This window comes from Paenibacillus ehimensis NBRC 15659 (genome assembly GCF_004000785.1).
GTDB classification, from domain to species: Bacteria; Bacillota; Bacilli; order Paenibacillales; family NBRC-103111; genus Paenibacillus_G; species Paenibacillus_G ehimensis.
On the sequence record NZ_BILX01000002.1, the window covers coordinates 217,074 to 233,511 of the forward strand.

The following is a 16,438-nucleotide window of genomic DNA, read 5'->3' on the forward strand; positions in this document are numbered from 1 at the left end:
TTACCGCCTTTCCGGTTACTGGATGTGCTTTTTCTTCTTGCTTTCGAGCAGACAGATTCCGAGCGTAATCAAGGACATCAGCGCCAAAGCCATATAGATGATTAGTGATGGGCTGCTATCCCCTGTTTTCGGAGCATCGTCCAGCTCGTTATCGGCGTTGCCGGTTCCGTTGTCGACGTTGTCGGTTCCATTGTTGCCGTCGCCGGTTCCTTTGTCACCGTTATTGGCTCCTTTGTCACCGTTATCGGCTCCTTTGTCACCGTTATTGGCTCCTTTGTCACCGTTATTGGCTCCTTTGTCGCCGTTATCGGCTCCTTTGTCGCCGTTATTGGCTCCTTTGTCGCCGTTGTTGGCTCCTTTGTCGCCGTTATTGGCTCCTTTGTCGCCGTTGTTGGCTCCGTCGCCGCCGCCGGACCCGGAATTATCAGGTTGGGTGGATCCGGGGTTCGCGGGGTCAGGCCCAGGGTTGCCGGGTCCAGTTCCTCCGTCATTGCCGCCGGAACTTACCGGCTTCAACTGTACATCGTGACGTACGATGTCGCTTCCGACCGAGATAGTTGGGCTCGTATACGTCTCATATCCGGTTTTCGTTACAACCAGATAGTAGTCCGTGTTCGGGAACACCATGTACGCATATGCGCCGTTTGCGTCGCTGTTCTGACTTGGGCTGGCGTTATCGTTCGGCGCAAAGCCCGGAATCGCAGGCAACGTCACTTTCGTGCCTGGCACGATGCCATTCGCCTTATTCTTCGGCGTATCGGCATAGTACAGCGTCACTTCGGCGCCTTCGATCGTTGCGCCGGTCGTTGCATCCGTAATGATGCCATACGGGTCGACGAGCTCCTGAGAAATATTCAATTCTCCATTCGCCTTCACGTCCAGCCCCGCATCCCGAATGAGCGTCAGTTCTCTGCCCGGCTCAACTTCGTAACGCACTTCCATTTTGTAGTTCTCTGCAGATAAACCATTCACGGCGAATGCGCCGTTCGGTTGCAAGCTGAATGCTTTCGGAGCGCCGTTCTGATCCACAATATATTTGCCGTTCGCATCCCGCAAATAAATGCGTACCTTGCCGGCGAGCGAGCTGTTCAGCAGCGAAGACTGTCCTTCAGGCTGCTTCAGGAGCACGACGCCTACAGCCGTGATGTGCGCCGGAACCAGCTCGCCGCCCTTCACATTGCTGTCAACATCCGCTTTTTGCGTGAAAGTAATCGACTCGTCTACGCCATTGACTTTGATCTGTTTCGTGAAGCTGATCGTATACTCGCCGCCATATGGCACAGGGAGGAAGTACGCGCCAGCGGCATCGGTCGTGATCGTGTGCTTCTCGCCATTCGCCTCGTTGGTGATTACAACGGTCGCATTCGGAATCACTTCGCCCGTTGTGTTGTCGCGCAGTACCCCGGTGATGGCCGCCGGTACGGCGGTTACCTTCGTGGTGGCGGTCAATTTTCCTTCCGTCAGACTGTCCACCTTGGCCGTGATGTGGTGATCCTCAGGCGTTGCGGCGTCCAGCTTCGGCGGTGTGTAAGGGATGACCGCTTTTCCTTCCGCATCGGTCTTGGCCGTTACTTCGGATTGATCTGGCAGGATGAAGATGACATCTTGGTTCGCAACCGGCTTGCCTTCATGATCGGTCAACGTTGCCGTCAACTGCGAAGGCGACGTACCGTTGCCGGGAACGACCGCGGGATCCGCCGTCAGCGTCAGCTTGCCGGAGAGATGCCTCGCATTGACGAAGCGGGCTTCGGCAATCTTCTTCTCCATGATGGTGCCGCTATGCGTCCAATTCACCGGGTCGGTGGTATAACCCTCGCCCGAATAATCGGTCTGGGTGACGATATAGCGAACACCGCTCGGGATGCCTTCAACGGCGACGGTCTGCCCATGCTTGAGGGTGATCGTCTCGCCGGATCTGATCGTTCCCGTCGTGCCGTCCGACTTCGTGTAGGCGTACGCCTCATCTGCAGCGGCGTCCGGGAATTGGACAGTAAACTCAAATTCTTTATTCTTGTCCGCCCCGCTGCCTTCCACCGTCTGCCCGATCAGCAGGCCGCCGTACACCATCCGCGTGTTGACGACCTCCTCTTTATGGTCGCCCTCCTCGGCAATGATGCCGGTCGTTTGCCGGTCCGGCCAATTCGTCGTGTAGCCGTCGTCCGTATAATCGGTCTCGGTGACGGTGTAGATTGTATCCTTAGGAATCCCATCGATAACGGCGGTTTCCCCATGCTTGAGGGAGATCTTGCCACCGGACCCGATGGTTCCCGTCGTACCGCCCGAAGTCGTATACGTATACGTCTTGCCCCCACCCGCGCCTTCGAAGGTGACGGTGAACTCGAACGCCTTATTCTTGTCCGCGCCATTGCCCGCGACCGTCTGACCGATCGTCAGCTTGCCGGGGAGGTACTTGCCGTTGACGAACTTCGCTTCGACCGTTTCGTTCGCTACGATGCTGCCGGTACGCTTCAGATCCGCCGGATCGGTAGCGTAGCCCTCATCTGTGTACCCCTTCTGGACGATGGTGTAGGCGATGCCGTCCGGGATATCCTTGATGGTGATGGCCTGGCCGCCTTTCAGCTTAACGGTTCCGCCGCTGGGCACGGTGCCGCTTATTGCGCCAGAATAGGCATAGGACTTGCCGTTGCTGAAGGTAATCGTATATTCAAATTCCTTGTTGAGGTCCGCCGCTTTCCCCTCTATCGCCGTGTCCAGCTTCAGATGGCCCGTCTCCCACACCGGGGTTGGCACAACGAGCGGCTTGGCGCTGGTCACCTCCACCCCGTCTACCCAGATGGGATTCCAAGGAGTGGACGCCACACGCACCTGATAAACCGTTGTGGTCGGCAGATAGGTGATCGGGTCGATATAAGTTTGCTTGAGCACGTAAAGCCCCGCTTTGGCAAACAAGCTAAGCTTGCCGTCCGAACCTGTAGTTCCCTTGGTGACCTCTGTTATGCCGTCCGGCTCATACAGCGTGAATATTACGCCGCCGAGCGGCTTGCCTTTGGGGTCGACCTTGACCAGATCCAGCTTGCCTTGGGTTTCGGCGCTACCGCCCACGTCACTGTTGTCGACCGCGTGTTCGCTTTTGGCACCGATGTTCTTCAAGGTGTCGTCGCCCATCAGCTTGATCTCGTTGCCGACCTTCCCGCCGCTGGGCACTTCAGTGACCTCGGTCTGATACACGATCTGGTAGAGCTGGTTCGGATTCGCTATCCGGAAAATCAGCCGGGTCGCGCCGCCTTCTGTGACGGTTTCCACCTTGATCTCGCTGTTCGGATCGTACAGGTTCAGCGCATCGCCGTCCCTCGTCAGCTCGCCGCTGGGGGTCAGCTTGGCACGGTACACCGCCATGTCAGGGCGTCGCAGCGAGAGGTTCCCGCTTTCATCCTTGCGCAGCGCCAGCCCTTGACCAAGGGTGTCCTGCAGATAGACGCCGTCCTTCACCTCGAAGGGCGGGGTGTAATTCACCGTCCACTCCAGCACGCCGGGGTTCGGCTTCGTCACCGATTTGCCCAGCGACTGCATCGGGACGATGACCTTGCGGGTGGCTGTTACTGTGCTTGGCTCATCCCCCCATGTGATTTTCAGCTCGGCGGTGTTCGTCATCTCATGCTTGGCTTCGCCGGTTTCAAAGTATTGACGCAGGGCCGCCTCGGTGGGTCTTGCCTTGACCAGAACGACATAGGGACTTTCTAGCTTGGTAAAGGAAAAAGTACCTATGTTCCCTGCGGCGGAGAAGCTCACAAGATCACTTGGGTCGGAAATAAGCGTTGCTGCGCTAACAGTCGCTCCGTAATCTGCCCGGGTTCCCTTGTAAATCGCAAAAGCCTGTCCCTCCGAATAGGGCACAAACTCCCAGCCCTCGGGTAGAGTATCGACGAGTTTAATGTCGCTGGCAACGTGATTGCCGCCATCCTTTGCCATCTCCTCGGTCTTCAGGCCGTTCATATTGACCGACAGCCGGAAGGTCACCGTCTTGGTCACCTGATCATAGGCTGCCAGTGTATGTGCTTCGTTAGCGTCATTTCGGATGTAGTGGTTGACATTGGCAGGGTTAACGGATGTCCCCGCCGGCTTTGATGCATAGAGCATCTCTTTGGCCAACATACCGCCGTTGATCTGGTGATAAGGCCGATTTGAATCGCGTGTCCGATTTGTTCCTTCAAACAGAGACGCCTGATTAGAGTGAGTTGTGGAGCTATTGCCCGCGAAGTGCTGCCACTGCGTCATCAGGGAATTAAATGTGAAGGAAGCGGGCGCATCGGTATTGTAGCCGGTGACACGAAGCAAGTCGGCGACAGGCTTCCCATCCTGTGAAAGTATGTATACCTGATGCGTTAAGCCGTCACTCGACTGAAAGGACCCGGACTGAAACCGCTGGTAGTATCTCGGCCCATTGTTCCCCTTCAACTGATCCAGGATTGCAGCGTCAATCGCCGGGCTGGCGGTAACCTTGGTGAAGTCGATGGAGTTCGCATCCCCATACACCAGCAGATCGTACACCGCACCGTCCGGAAGGGCCTCCTGAGGTGTAAGGGTAACCTTCCACGGCAATATGCCCAAACCAAGGGTATCACCGGCACTTGTGCTCTTTGTCAGGGTATGGGCTCCAATGGTGACAGCGGCAGCATCCTTCACAGTAGCTTGGTCATTGTCTTGCACAGTATTGACATCCAGCTTCCACTGGGCGGTGGCCGTGTTGGTGAAACCGGTTGTATTGCCCGTAACTTCGGACACAATGACCAACCGGATCGGGCCGTTTACCTCACTGAAAGAATACAGATTGTTTGCGCCAGGGGTGATCGGCGTTGCCGTAGCTGACCAGTCTTTCTTGGCACTGTCCCACGACTGCCATGCGGCGGATCTCAAGGTAAGTCCGGCCGGCAGGGCATCGGTGATGGTGAAGTCTTTCAGCCCCTGCTTGCTGTAGTTCTTGTTGACATCAATCGTCCATGTAATCGTGCGCGGGTCTGCGGAACTCGAACGCTTGTCCAATACGCCGCTCTTCTGAATCCAGTCGGGCTTGAAGGTGACGCGCCACGGATTCGAGGAAAGCAGCTTGCTATCCGACGCGTCCCTCAACTCCGCGGTATTGGTGACGGTCTCGAACCCGCTACTACCGCTGTTATACTCACGGTAATACTTCACCTTGGGAATCCACGTCTTGAAGGTGACGGTCGCCTTGTCGCCGAAGCCCGCGGGGAAGGTATACGCCAGCGCGTTCGTGGTGCCGCTGTCCGGTGTCACCGAACTGCCGTTGACCTTGAGGGACCCCTCCACGTAGGTGCCCACCTGAACCGGATCGAGCGCGTCATAGAACTTCAGCCCGTCCAGCGGCTGTGGAATGGCAGGGTCAAACATATCCGTGGCGGCAAGTTCCACCTGCCACTCGATTGCACCCTCTACAAAAGCCGCCTGATTGATCCAGTTGTTATCGGAAGCGTTGCTGTTGGACCTCTTTGTAATGCTGTACGCAGGCGTGACATTGGGGTTTTCGAGCATGTAGCCCGCCCCGAAAATGCCAATCGGCTTTTGTTGGCCATAGTCTATGCCCGACAAATCCGCCTTCGCGGTGGATTCAAAGCCGAAGGTAATGTTCCTGCCCTGGCCGTTGAAAAATCGTTCTTCGCCGTTAAATACCACCTTGATACCCGCTTCGGAGAAATAGGCCGTTCCAATGGTGTAGCCCGATCTTTCCTTCAGCGTCATGGTGGCAGTCGGCAGAATCACTTCCGGAAAATAAGTCGCTTTGTCCAGCATCACCCAGTCCCCATACAAAATGACCGTGCTGCCATCCACCGTGTTCGGGTCGGCGGCGTCGCCTTTCACCGGAACCTTGATGTCGTTCGATCTCAAGGAGAAAGGCTTTCTGCCGTGAATGGCGGCACCCCTCTGTAAGACATTCCCGTCCTGTATGACTTCCAGCGGAAAGGGTGAGTTGACTCCCATGAGCACCGCCGTTTTGTCCGCCGGGACTGCTTGCATCGCTGCGAACTTAGCCGGCATAGCGTACACCGCATTAGGTACCGACGGCGGTTCATCCGGTGTATCGTACACCGCTTCAGTTACCGACGACGATTCGTCCGCGCTCGGCGAGCCGCCTTCGCTCCCCGCATATGCAGCTGCAGAGAACATCAACGTCTGCAAGACAAGCAAAACTGCTAGACAGAAAGATAGCACAGTTTTACCTACACTGCGTTTTCGTTTCAATACAAAAATCTCCTCCACTCCCCAAATTCCCGAAAATTTTGGTGACAGCAGAATCATCCGGCCGATATAACGAACAAGCGAACAGACATATGCTATCGCTTGATCCCAACGGCCCTTAGATCATCGAAACCTTGCGGAGTTCCGAATGAACGGTTAAGTGCCGCGGGCGTGCAGGCCATTGATCATGCGTAGTACTTACTTCCCCCTCTCCATTGATCATCTTTTCCATTTACATCTGTAAATGGCATACTACGCCCAGTTTACACAGCGTATGTCACCATTATAGTACCGCGACCTATACAAAATATAGACAACCCCTTGACGATAAGAGCGCTTTTGGCCATCCTGGTCTTGTCCCCGGAATTTTCAATATTGTGTGCAAAACATCTGTAGATTTGTGCAAAGCTTACCAGGCGGTCGAACAACCGTCATAAGTAAGCATAGCGGCAGGTCGGAAGCGTCTTGGTAGAGTGAAGTGATGGGCACCGTTGGCGTAGCCGTTGTTGTTGCTCCAACGTTACTAGTACCCACCGCCTGGCTTGTTACCCAACTTGACTTTAACCCTCCTCCACTTGTATCGTGCGATTTTCATCAAGCCGCGCTTTATAAGACTCCCCCCAGGCTTTCATAGACATAATCACCGGTTCCAAAGTCCTTCCGAAATCAGTAAGGGAGTACTCTACTCTTGGCGGAACCTCTTTATATATTTCTCGATGAATGATGCCGTCCCGTTCAAGCTCTCTTAACTGCAATGTGAGCATAAACTGCGTAATTCCCGGATTGAGGCGCCTGAATTCATTGAATCTTTTCGTTCCATCCAGGAGCTGATAGAGAAGGATCCCCTTCCACTTTCCGCCAATAACATCCAGCGTTGTTTCAACCGGACATGCTTGCAGATCTGGATGCATTCCATACTTGTTTCTTCGGTCTCCCATCGGCTTATCCTCCCAAAGGTTTGGTTTTTAATACTATACCATAAAAATATGCGTACTTACTTAAAGTAATTAACTGATATACAATGCTGTCTGTACAACATTTGCTATTGAGAGGATGGAATACCTATGAATACTGGCCAAAAAATGAAAGCAATCGGCGCTTACCGATACCTCCCCATATCGGATCCGGAAAGCCTTATGGATCTGCATTTGGATAAACCGGAACCTACAGGCCGCGATTTGCTTGTAAATGTAAAAGCTATCTCTGTCAACCCTGCAGACGTAGGCGTTCGCGAAAAACATAACTACGAAGCCGAATCACCGAAAATTCTTGGTTGGGATGCTGCCGGAATAGTAGAACAAGTTGGCGCTGACTGTCAATTGTTTAAACCAGGGGACAAGGTCTATTATGCGGGCAGTGTCGCTCGACCAGGCACCAATAGCGAATTTCACTTGGTTGATGAACGAATTGTAGGAAAAATGCCAAGAAGTTTGGATTTCGCGGCAGCAGCCGCATTACCGCTTACCTCGATAACTGCATGGGAGGGCCTGTTTGATCGTTTAGGAATTAGCCTAAACACAAATGAAAACAAAAGTATACTTATTATCGGCGCAGCTGGAGGAGTAGGATCGATTGCCGTGCAACTTGCCAAATTAGCAGGTTTGACAGTCGTCGGTACTGCTTCGCGTCCGGAATCAACTCAATGGGTCAAAAGATTAGGCGCGGATTTTATAATAAACCATAACAACCCTTTCCAACCTCAGCTCAAGGAATTTGGTATAGATACTGTGGATTATATTTTCTGCTTGAATGATACGGTACAACACCTGGCGAATATGTCGGAGGCCATTACCCCACAAGGTAAAATTTGCTGTATCGTTCCTACGGATAAGGCTTCCTGGGCAGGAAGCTTGAAAATGGACTTGCTGTTTGCTAAAAGCGTAACGTTTGTATGGGAGTTCATGTTTACACGGTCCTTGTTTTACACCGAAGACATGATAAAACAACACGAATTGCTGAATGACCTGGCGGACTTAATCGATGACGGAAAATTAAAAACTACACTAAATGAACGACTAGAACCCATTAATGCAGCAAACCTGCGTTTAGCACATGAGAAGTTGGAAAACGGACGGTCTATTGGTAAGATTGTTTTAGAAAACTTCTGATACCTGCGAAGAAGGCACGTTTGGTTCCAAAAAGCGGTATAGCGTATAGACAAGACTAAGGCCCCTTGCCGCTTTGGGGCCTTTTGTGTAGAACGGTATAGTGCAGGCGAGAGAAAATTCTCCCAAACTTTGTAAAAAGCACTTATGGTAAGGTTCACCGTATCACTTGATATGGTAAACTAAGCAAAGAAGGAGGGGCTTTTAAAAAGCCTCTCCTCCACTCTTTTTTACGTGCTAACTTCAACATTTAAGATGACCTGAGCATATAAAAATTCATTTATTATCATCTTTACAACTATCTCATCTCCAAATCTATAACTTGTATAAGAATATCTTTTCTCCTGAACATCCACCCAATCTAGCAAAACTAGTGGTGCGGTTAATTGTTCTGGGTCACTAGCTGCAGCAAAGTTAACCTCAAGAAACAAAATTCTTTCATAAACCCTGCTTCCAATCTCTGGGAACAACTGTCCGTTAAGATTAAAGGGTAAAGAGAATTCATCTACTTCTTCGGCAGACAAATGATTAAGAAAAGAATATTTGACCGTTCCGTCTTCAATACAATATCCTTCAGAGAGTTCATAAACAGAATGACCAATAGCTAACTTAAATATGACCCTTGAAATTTTCTTATTAAATTCATCTAACCTTTCGTTTTCTATTGCGGCATCAATCATGTGAGCTAACTTTTCATTCTGTTTTATTCTTCTATCCGCTTCTTCTGAAAGAACATAGTTTTGACCGAAATGCTTGATCTTTAATTTCTCTATCAATATCGATAGAAAAAGTTCATCATTTGAAAATGAATTATTGCACTTTACGCAGGCAGGAACGATAGCAAGATTAGAAGGGTATGGTTTTGAAAGAAATACCCTTGAGGGGATGTGCTCCCGTGTATTTGCCTGTTTCCCGCAATATATACACTCAGAATATGAATTCTTATTGTAGACAATTTTATGACGTAATCTATCATCTCCATAATAATCTACAAATTTCATTTCACTCCCCCTTTTAATCTCACGTTCCATTAAATTTACAACCTATTTTAATTACGTGTCTCCAGATCTGAGTATCTATCTGCATTCCAAAACAAACACATTGCTAGAAGATAACTTTCGAACATGTATCTATTCCATCCTCAACGTTGATTACCAAGTGGTATGTAACTTTTCGCTGTATATTACTGCAAAGTTTTCTGGTCCGTATATGACTAACTGTTTTGGGAATATATCATCGCTCTCTATTTTAACCACTTTGAAAGTTTGCCCAGACATACTCATAAATGTTTTTTCAATATCTTGTACAATTACCAGTGGACCAGAAGTCCCTTCACTAATACCTTGCACAGATTTTCTTAGAACGATAACTACACCTTCGCTTTTAAATACCGCATAGTGCGTATCTATTGTCTCAGGTTCTTGTTTCATGATTTCTTTATAATAATTTATTGCATCACTTATATTGATGCAAAAAGACAAGATTGTCCTTGTCTGTATAATTCCGTCTGGGTTAAAGACAGATCCAGTCAAGATATTTGTTTTAATCATACTTGCCGTTTCAGGATCAACTTCCTTTTTGGTACCATAGGGATGTGTTCTCTCTTTTACCCAAACGATATGCTTTTTGTTTTTTATTTTAAGCCATTCGATATAAGGTAAATTGGCTAATATAGTTTCGGGTTGATTCCTGCTCGAACCACTGCCTTCCAAAATCGACTCAACATGAACCGGTTTTTCGCTAGAAAGTGCTTGAACAATTCGCTTCATCTCGGATAGAGGTCTTTTTACTTGCTTCCCTTTTGTATTCTCAATTATCAAACCGTTTTCTGTAACATCAAGTAACGTAATGTCCGAACCAGGTATGATGGATTCGAGCTTTTTATTTTTCAGTTTTTTCAAATCTTTTACGACATCATAGAAATCCATCATATCACCTTACCTGTCTGTTAGCGGCGGAGGAAACTTTAGAATGTGATCATCTTCTTTAGCATCTTGTATTTCCGCGACATCCTGAAGCCATTGACTTAAAAAATTTTCTGCTTTTTTATCTTCCCCAGTAACATTCATAAACTTGACCGGATTTCCGAGTTCCAAATAGACTGGAGCTCCTTCTAACGATTGCTTTAACTCAAGCCCTGCCGCAAACCTGCGAATATCAGATACAAAATCCAATACAACCACTTTCTTTTTGCCAGGGCTTATTCTAAGTCCTCTTCCTAATTGTTGTATAAAAATTCGTCTGCTGTGTGTTACTCGCTGAAAAACAAGGATATTGACATCCGGTACATCGACACCCTCATTAAAAATATCTACAGCACACATTACTTGAATTGTACCTGCATGGAAATCAGCAAGCATACGATTCCTTTCGGCAGCAGATAACCTAATCCCGGAAGTATTGCCTGAAAATATAGCCTCAGCTTTAGCAAATCCCATAGTATTAATCTTATCTCTCATTGTCATAGCATGGTCAATTGTTGAGCAAAAAACTATAGCCCTAGGTTTGTCTACTTCAGTCCAAGTGTCCCTTAGTTTATATATTACAGCATCGTCCCATTCTCTAATAAATAATCTCCGGTTTAGAGCTTTGGGGGTTAGCTCATGTATATCTGCAAGTGCCTCCCAATTAATATTATCGACAAACATCCTATAATCAATATTTGCTAAATAACCGTTCCTTAGGCCATCAATAATACTTAAACTAACCAACTTAGGCCCAAAAATGTCCTCAACCTTCTCATCATCACTTCTCCATGGAGTCGCAGTGATTCCGAGTAAAAATGCCCCCCACTTTTTCCCTGCTTGGGCTTCATCTAATACTTTTTTATAAGTTGCAGATCCGGCATGGTGACACTCATCTACTATAATCATGTCGTATTTAGTTGGTAGTTCATTGGTTCGTGAAATATGCTCTGCCATGGAATCAAGACATGCAAATGTAAATAATGTCTGGTTCGGGTAGCCTTTTTCGTATCCATTCCAAACAGTTGAATTCATCGTTTTGTCCATGAATGGCCAGAATGCTCTTTCTAATTGATAAACTAATTCATTTGTATGAGCAAGTACTAGGATTTTCTTAGGACGTATTTTTTCAGATAATTCTAAAATTCTTCTGGTTGCTTCAGCCGCGACAAATGTTTTTCCCAAACCGGTAGCAAGAACAATTAATGCCCTCTTCAGTTCGTTATTTTGAAAAGCCTCAACAATGCTGTGAATTGGTTCCTCCTGATATCTTCTCGGGGTCCTAAGATATGGACTTTTTATTGGCAAGCGGTCCCAATCTTTTTTTAGCTTATATCTGTCCCATAATTGGAGGTTTATTTGATTGGCTAACAAAGAAGCTTGCTTTCTCTTCACTTCATCAGTGAACATTTGATTGGTTGCAATAACTGGTACATTTGCTTTATAGAATCGAGCAGCTTCTATCGTTTTATCTACGACATCAATGCCAACATTACCAGATTTTCTGAATTTGACCTGTACTAGCCACCTTTTCCCTGAACGGTGTGCTAATATGTCGGCACCATGATCGCTGCTCTGTCCCACAATCCGTATATCCTCAAAACCAGAATGCTGCATTAAACGGGCAACATTTCTCTCCAAGGATTGCCACGGGCCTGAATTCAACAGGTTGTCATCAATAAATGACATATTTACCACTTCCTATACCAACTTCTTACTCAACAATTCTAGGGTTTGATTTACCCTTTTGGTGTAGCCTTCATCAGGGTTCCTGTTTTCGTAGTAACCCAATATATCTTCGAGGAAGTTCCGGTATTTATTCTTGATATGATTTCGTATCTCAGTGACAGTAGACTGAGCAAATACATTTGAATCAATGTTCAAATACGAATCAGACCAGAAGTTTCCATCGAAAAACTTTTCAGCGTATTGTACAATGAGTTTCACAATTAACCTATTTGAAAGATAGCCTAAAAATTTGCCTTCCTCAATAACCTTAGTTATTTGTGAAGGATCAAAACCATTACTTACAAGCGTTAATGCCAGTTCGTGTTTTTCTTCGGGCAACATATTGTTTTGAATGTCCTCAGCTTCTGATTCCAAAAGATATGGCAGTTCTTCTTTTACCCTCTTGAAAAATGCTTCGATACGGTTTCTAGTCTCATTAGCATCTATGGCTAAACCTGCCCCCCAATGAGCAGCTCTAATAATTTCCCAATACAGACTGCTTATAGACCATAGGTGCATTGAATCTCCTGACATATGCCGGCTATTTTGATCCTGTATCCATTTTGCCAGTTCAACTGCAATAACGTCCTGTGCTCTGACTTGATACTTCGTGAAAATTGGATGCTTGGTATCGATAAATATATCAAGTGACTCAGACTTATGAATAATTAGAGGTGTTGTTTTTCCTTCCCTCTCTAATCCAGTCCCATGTTTTAAGGTATAAACATTTACGGCAGTTGTTGCCATACTAGCATTCCCCGGCAAGTTTATTGCAAAGGTCTCAATGGAAAGTTCATCACTCTTTATTGAGTTTTCTAATAGATGCTCCTTATTAAAGGGATTTTGTTCTCCTTTTTCGCGATGACAGTTACGGCAAACAGTCGCTTCTGGTGGATTCTTCCTCGTACAAAACGAACATTGCCATGGTTCAACAGGTGTAGGTATTTGTGACGTTCCACAATGGGAACATTCCGTTGCCGAACGAGGAATCAGATTGCCACATTGGCTATTCAGGCATACTTTACCGATTAAAACACCTTTACATTCTGGACAAACTTCACTTGTTGCAACACATTGAAATCCGCAATGTTGGCATTCGACTGTGTCTTCTGTCGGTTTTTTATCTGCATCCTCAACTAACTTCCACCAGTTTTCATCATCATAATATCCTTGTACTTTCTCCTGGAATTTCTGGTAAAACTCACGTTCAATTTCCCTAGGGATCCTCTTAGCCTTCTCTGCACCAGGCTCCCAATAACCCATATACATGTCTTTAGTACCGAAGTCCCGCACCCTCCGGTAACCCTGATACAACATGAATATAGGTGACCTGTTTTCTTCACCTGACTCCGCAGCTTTTTCTGGCTGTAAAGAAGTGTTCCCTCTCAAGAATCGGATAGCTTCTTCCCACTCAGATGAAGTCTTTTGGAAGTCTTGTTTTAGAAAATCAGTTGGAACATGGTTCAAATGCACCTCGCCAACAATACGCCCATATCCTCCACCAGCATCTATGGGATAATCTTTAATAGAGTATCCCAAATTGTCTGTCCATGTGAAAAACGCTTCCTTCTCAGACTTCCTTATCACCCTGCCGTTTCTAATCAAATCTATTCCATATTCATTTGGATCATCAAACCGTTGAATACCAACCCATCCAGAAACGCGGTGCTCAATAGTTTTCGACTCTGTATTTGGGCCACACTTTTCACACGTTGCACCCTCAATAACGGGTTTAAAACATTTGGTGCAACGCCGCTCGATTCGTAAAACCTTGTCAAATCTATAGACAGCGGGAATCATCCCCCATCTGTTATGTTTTACTGCTCTGTGGTCCGCCCAAATGCAATGTTCAAATGCTGGACATTCGGTGTCGTTGATAAAAATCTTTAAATTTTTCTGGCGTATGTAAGTAGAATATCTTCTGCCAATTTCCTGGGTGATCTGTGGAATGCCAATCTTTGAGAGCTTAGCAATGAAACCTGCATTTTGAGTCCCATCTTCCCACCAACGATCAATTTTAATGATCGTACCGCTCTGATTAGGGTACGTTTTCTTTTTTAGTCTTTTTGGCACATCATAAGTGTTTTCATTTACCATTCTCTCTAGATCGATGGTAATCTCAACAGCTTCACTATCTTCTTTTCTTACAGAAGTCACCACAGTTCTTTTGCCGAGTTTGCCAGTAGAGATATTAAAACCTAAACCAAACAAACCCAACCTATCGAAAGGGTTTTTATCAGTATACCCTGCTTTTAAAGCTTTAACTAATTGTTGAAGACTCATTCCTAATCCGTTATCGACTACTATTAGCATACCTTCGTTATTGCGAATCTCTGAGTTTCTCGGTAGTTGAATTTGTATAACTGGATTGGGAATGGGTGTGCCATCTCTTTCAGCAGCAATAAAACTATCTATAGAGTTATCTATTAACTCACACAAAGCATCAATTGGCTTCATAGGGTTGTTTGTTATTGCAACAAGAATTCGAGGATCAGGATTGACATTTACCGTTTCTTCAGACAAGTCTTCTTGTAAATATGATTCGTTGATCTCCATTTATTTCACCTCTATCGTCTTTTTGACGGTTTAAGCTTTTTAGAATGCTACTTTTTCTTTAATTGAAAGTAATTATCCAACACTATCTTCACAGATATTGCAATTTTATTTGCCAATTCAGTCGGGACTCCATTGCTGACCATTTTATACATACTTTGCAATGTCATGTCTTCGGGAAAATGATACCAGTCCGGAACTGACTGTAGCCTTAGCGATTCTCGAACTGTTAACCGCCGCGGCAACGTTGGATGTAAGTGAACTTCGTTATTCCCATATGCTACCGTGGGGCTATAACGAAATCGGTGTAATCTTTTAAACGATTTTCTCCGGTCATCACCTTCATCTATAATCCAAAACTTCTTTGATTTCGGCCTAAAACCAACTTGATTTTTTAATTTTTCAATTTCATTAATATTACCGATCCTGCTATGCACAGTAAGTTCGTAATAAGGTCCCAGTTTTTTTATTAGATCACCCTCGTTAAAGCTTGAACCAAAATCGTTCTTTTTGGGCCATTCGATGTTTTTTTTGGGATCATTAAATATTGGTTTTGGCCATTCATATTCGGGCAAACCGTTTTTTAATAACTCTCTAATAATTTTCTTTTTAAATGCTACAATAAAGACCCTTGATCTATCTTGAGGTATTCCGTAATCGAGGGCATTTAGTACTTTAAAATATGTTTTATATCCTAGTTCATCAAATTGTTTTAACAATGGTTCTAAGGCTTGAGTTCTGTGTTTCTTTCTTTTATATAATGTAGCGACATTTTCAAACACAAAAAAATCAGGTTTGCGAACCTTTATTTTATCAAGAAAATCCCATACTAATTTGCCGCGATCTCCTTCTACTCCGGTATCGTTTGAATTGCCGGCAGAAAAGTCCTGACACGGTGGTCCCCCGATAATTCCATGACATTTGGGTAATGTTTTGGCCGGAACCTTTGATATATCTTGAACTTCTACATTGGCATTTTCTTTATAATGTTGGTTAAAATTATAATTATGTGCCCGTACGAATTCTGGATTTAATTCATATCCTTTAATTATCTTAAATCCAGCTTCAACGAAACCTATATCCATAAAACCAGCACCAGAAAATAATGAAACTAATTTATACACTGATACTTCCTCCTAAATATGCAGCCGAAACTAAGATGATATACATTAACCCAACGTGTAACTCCGCATGTCAGGGTTAAATGTGTCGATATCTGACTGATGGAATATATATTTATTCGACGTTTGCCTTGTTCGTCCTGCAATCGGCACCCGGTTTTGCAAAATGTTTATAGCACTTTGAATTAAGTGATTCTGGGGAGGTGTACTTATGGCAGATAAGATCTCTAAAGAAAGACGAAGTAAGAATATGCAAGCAATCCGTTCAATTTCTAAATTAGAAACCATTGTTTCAAAAGCATTATGGAATAGAGGATACCGATTTAGGAGAAATGTAAAGGGCATGATCGGAAAGCCAGATATAGTTATAAAAAAATATAAAATTGTTGTGTTCATTGATTCGTGTTTCTGGCATGGGTGCAAAGAACACGGCCATATACCAAAATCAAATTCGGATTATTGGGCAGAAAAAATTGAAAAAAACATAATGCGTGATAATATGGTCACTTCCTTCTACAAAGACGCTGGATGGAATATTATTAGGTTTTGGGAACACCAAATTAAACAAGATCTGAGTATCGTAATTGAGACCATTACTAATCTCATAGAAAATGAAAGAATAAAGCAAAAAAATGAACAGCTCTAAGATGAATAATATTTTGCCTGCCAATATCAAAATTTACCGTCCTATTAATTATTGGGTCTGTAAAATAAATTGTGTAACCTCTGTTTTAACTGTCTCTATTTCGGCATT

The 16,438-nt window shown here is 45.6% G+C and carries 9 protein-coding genes; 2 read left to right on the forward strand and 7 right to left on the reverse strand.

Annotated elements, in window-relative coordinates; translation table 11 throughout:
* Window positions 1-15 precede the first annotated feature (15 nt).
* Both PEH01S_RS02180 and PEH01S_RS02185 read right to left on the reverse strand, forming a co-directional pair.
* Window positions 16-6,216: a DUF7601 domain-containing protein gene (locus PEH01S_RS02180; RefSeq protein WP_164827630.1), complete on the reverse strand. Its 6,201-nt coding sequence runs from the start codon at window positions 6,214-6,216 to the stop codon at window positions 16-18.
* Window positions 6,217-6,773: 557 nt separating this feature from the next.
* The gene (locus PEH01S_RS02185) at window positions 6,774-7,151 is read right to left on the reverse strand and encodes a winged helix-turn-helix transcriptional regulator (RefSeq protein WP_127483776.1); all 378 of its coding nucleotides are present in this window, start codon (window positions 7,149-7,151) and stop codon (window positions 6,774-6,776) included.
* A gap of 126 nt (window positions 7,152-7,277) precedes the next feature.
* Between PEH01S_RS02185 and PEH01S_RS02190 the strand changes: the two genes are divergently transcribed.
* Window positions 7,278-8,321, forward strand: a complete 1,044-nt coding sequence (locus tag PEH01S_RS02190) for a zinc-binding alcohol dehydrogenase family protein (protein WP_025844531.1) — start codon at window positions 7,278-7,280, stop codon at window positions 8,319-8,321.
* 227 nt (window positions 8,322-8,548) lie between these two features.
* Here the strand turns inward: PEH01S_RS02190 and PEH01S_RS02195 are convergent, their stop codons facing one another.
* The 5 genes from PEH01S_RS02195 to PEH01S_RS02215 form a co-directional block, all read right to left on the reverse strand.
* A complete protein-coding gene (locus PEH01S_RS02195; RefSeq protein ID WP_127483777.1) occupies window positions 8,549-9,319 on the reverse strand; it encodes a hypothetical protein in 771 nt (256 codons plus the stop codon).
* Window positions 9,320-9,469: 150 nt separating this feature from the next.
* A complete protein-coding gene (locus tag PEH01S_RS02200; RefSeq protein WP_127483778.1) occupies window positions 9,470-10,249 on the reverse strand; it encodes a hypothetical protein in 780 nt (259 codons plus the stop codon).
* 6 nt (window positions 10,250-10,255) lie between these two features.
* Window positions 10,256-11,971: a DEAD/DEAH box helicase family protein gene (locus PEH01S_RS02205; protein WP_127483779.1), complete on the reverse strand. Its 1,716-nt coding sequence runs from the start codon at window positions 11,969-11,971 to the stop codon at window positions 10,256-10,258.
* Window positions 11,972-11,983: 12 nt separating this feature from the next.
* A complete protein-coding gene (locus PEH01S_RS02210) occupies window positions 11,984-14,566 on the reverse strand; it encodes an ATP-binding protein (RefSeq protein ID WP_127483780.1) in 2,583 nt (860 codons plus the stop codon).
* Between the two features lie 47 nt (window positions 14,567-14,613).
* On the reverse strand, window positions 14,614-15,687 hold the full coding sequence (locus tag PEH01S_RS02215; RefSeq protein ID WP_127483781.1) for a DNA cytosine methyltransferase: 1,074 nt from the start codon (window positions 15,685-15,687) through the stop codon (window positions 14,614-14,616).
* A 208-nt stretch (window positions 15,688-15,895) separates the two neighbouring features.
* Between PEH01S_RS02215 and PEH01S_RS02220 the strand changes: the two genes are divergently transcribed.
* Window positions 15,896-16,330: a very short patch repair endonuclease gene (locus PEH01S_RS02220; protein ID WP_127483782.1), complete on the forward strand. Its 435-nt coding sequence runs from the start codon at window positions 15,896-15,898 to the stop codon at window positions 16,328-16,330.
* The last annotated feature ends 108 nt before the right edge of the window (window positions 16,331-16,438 follow it).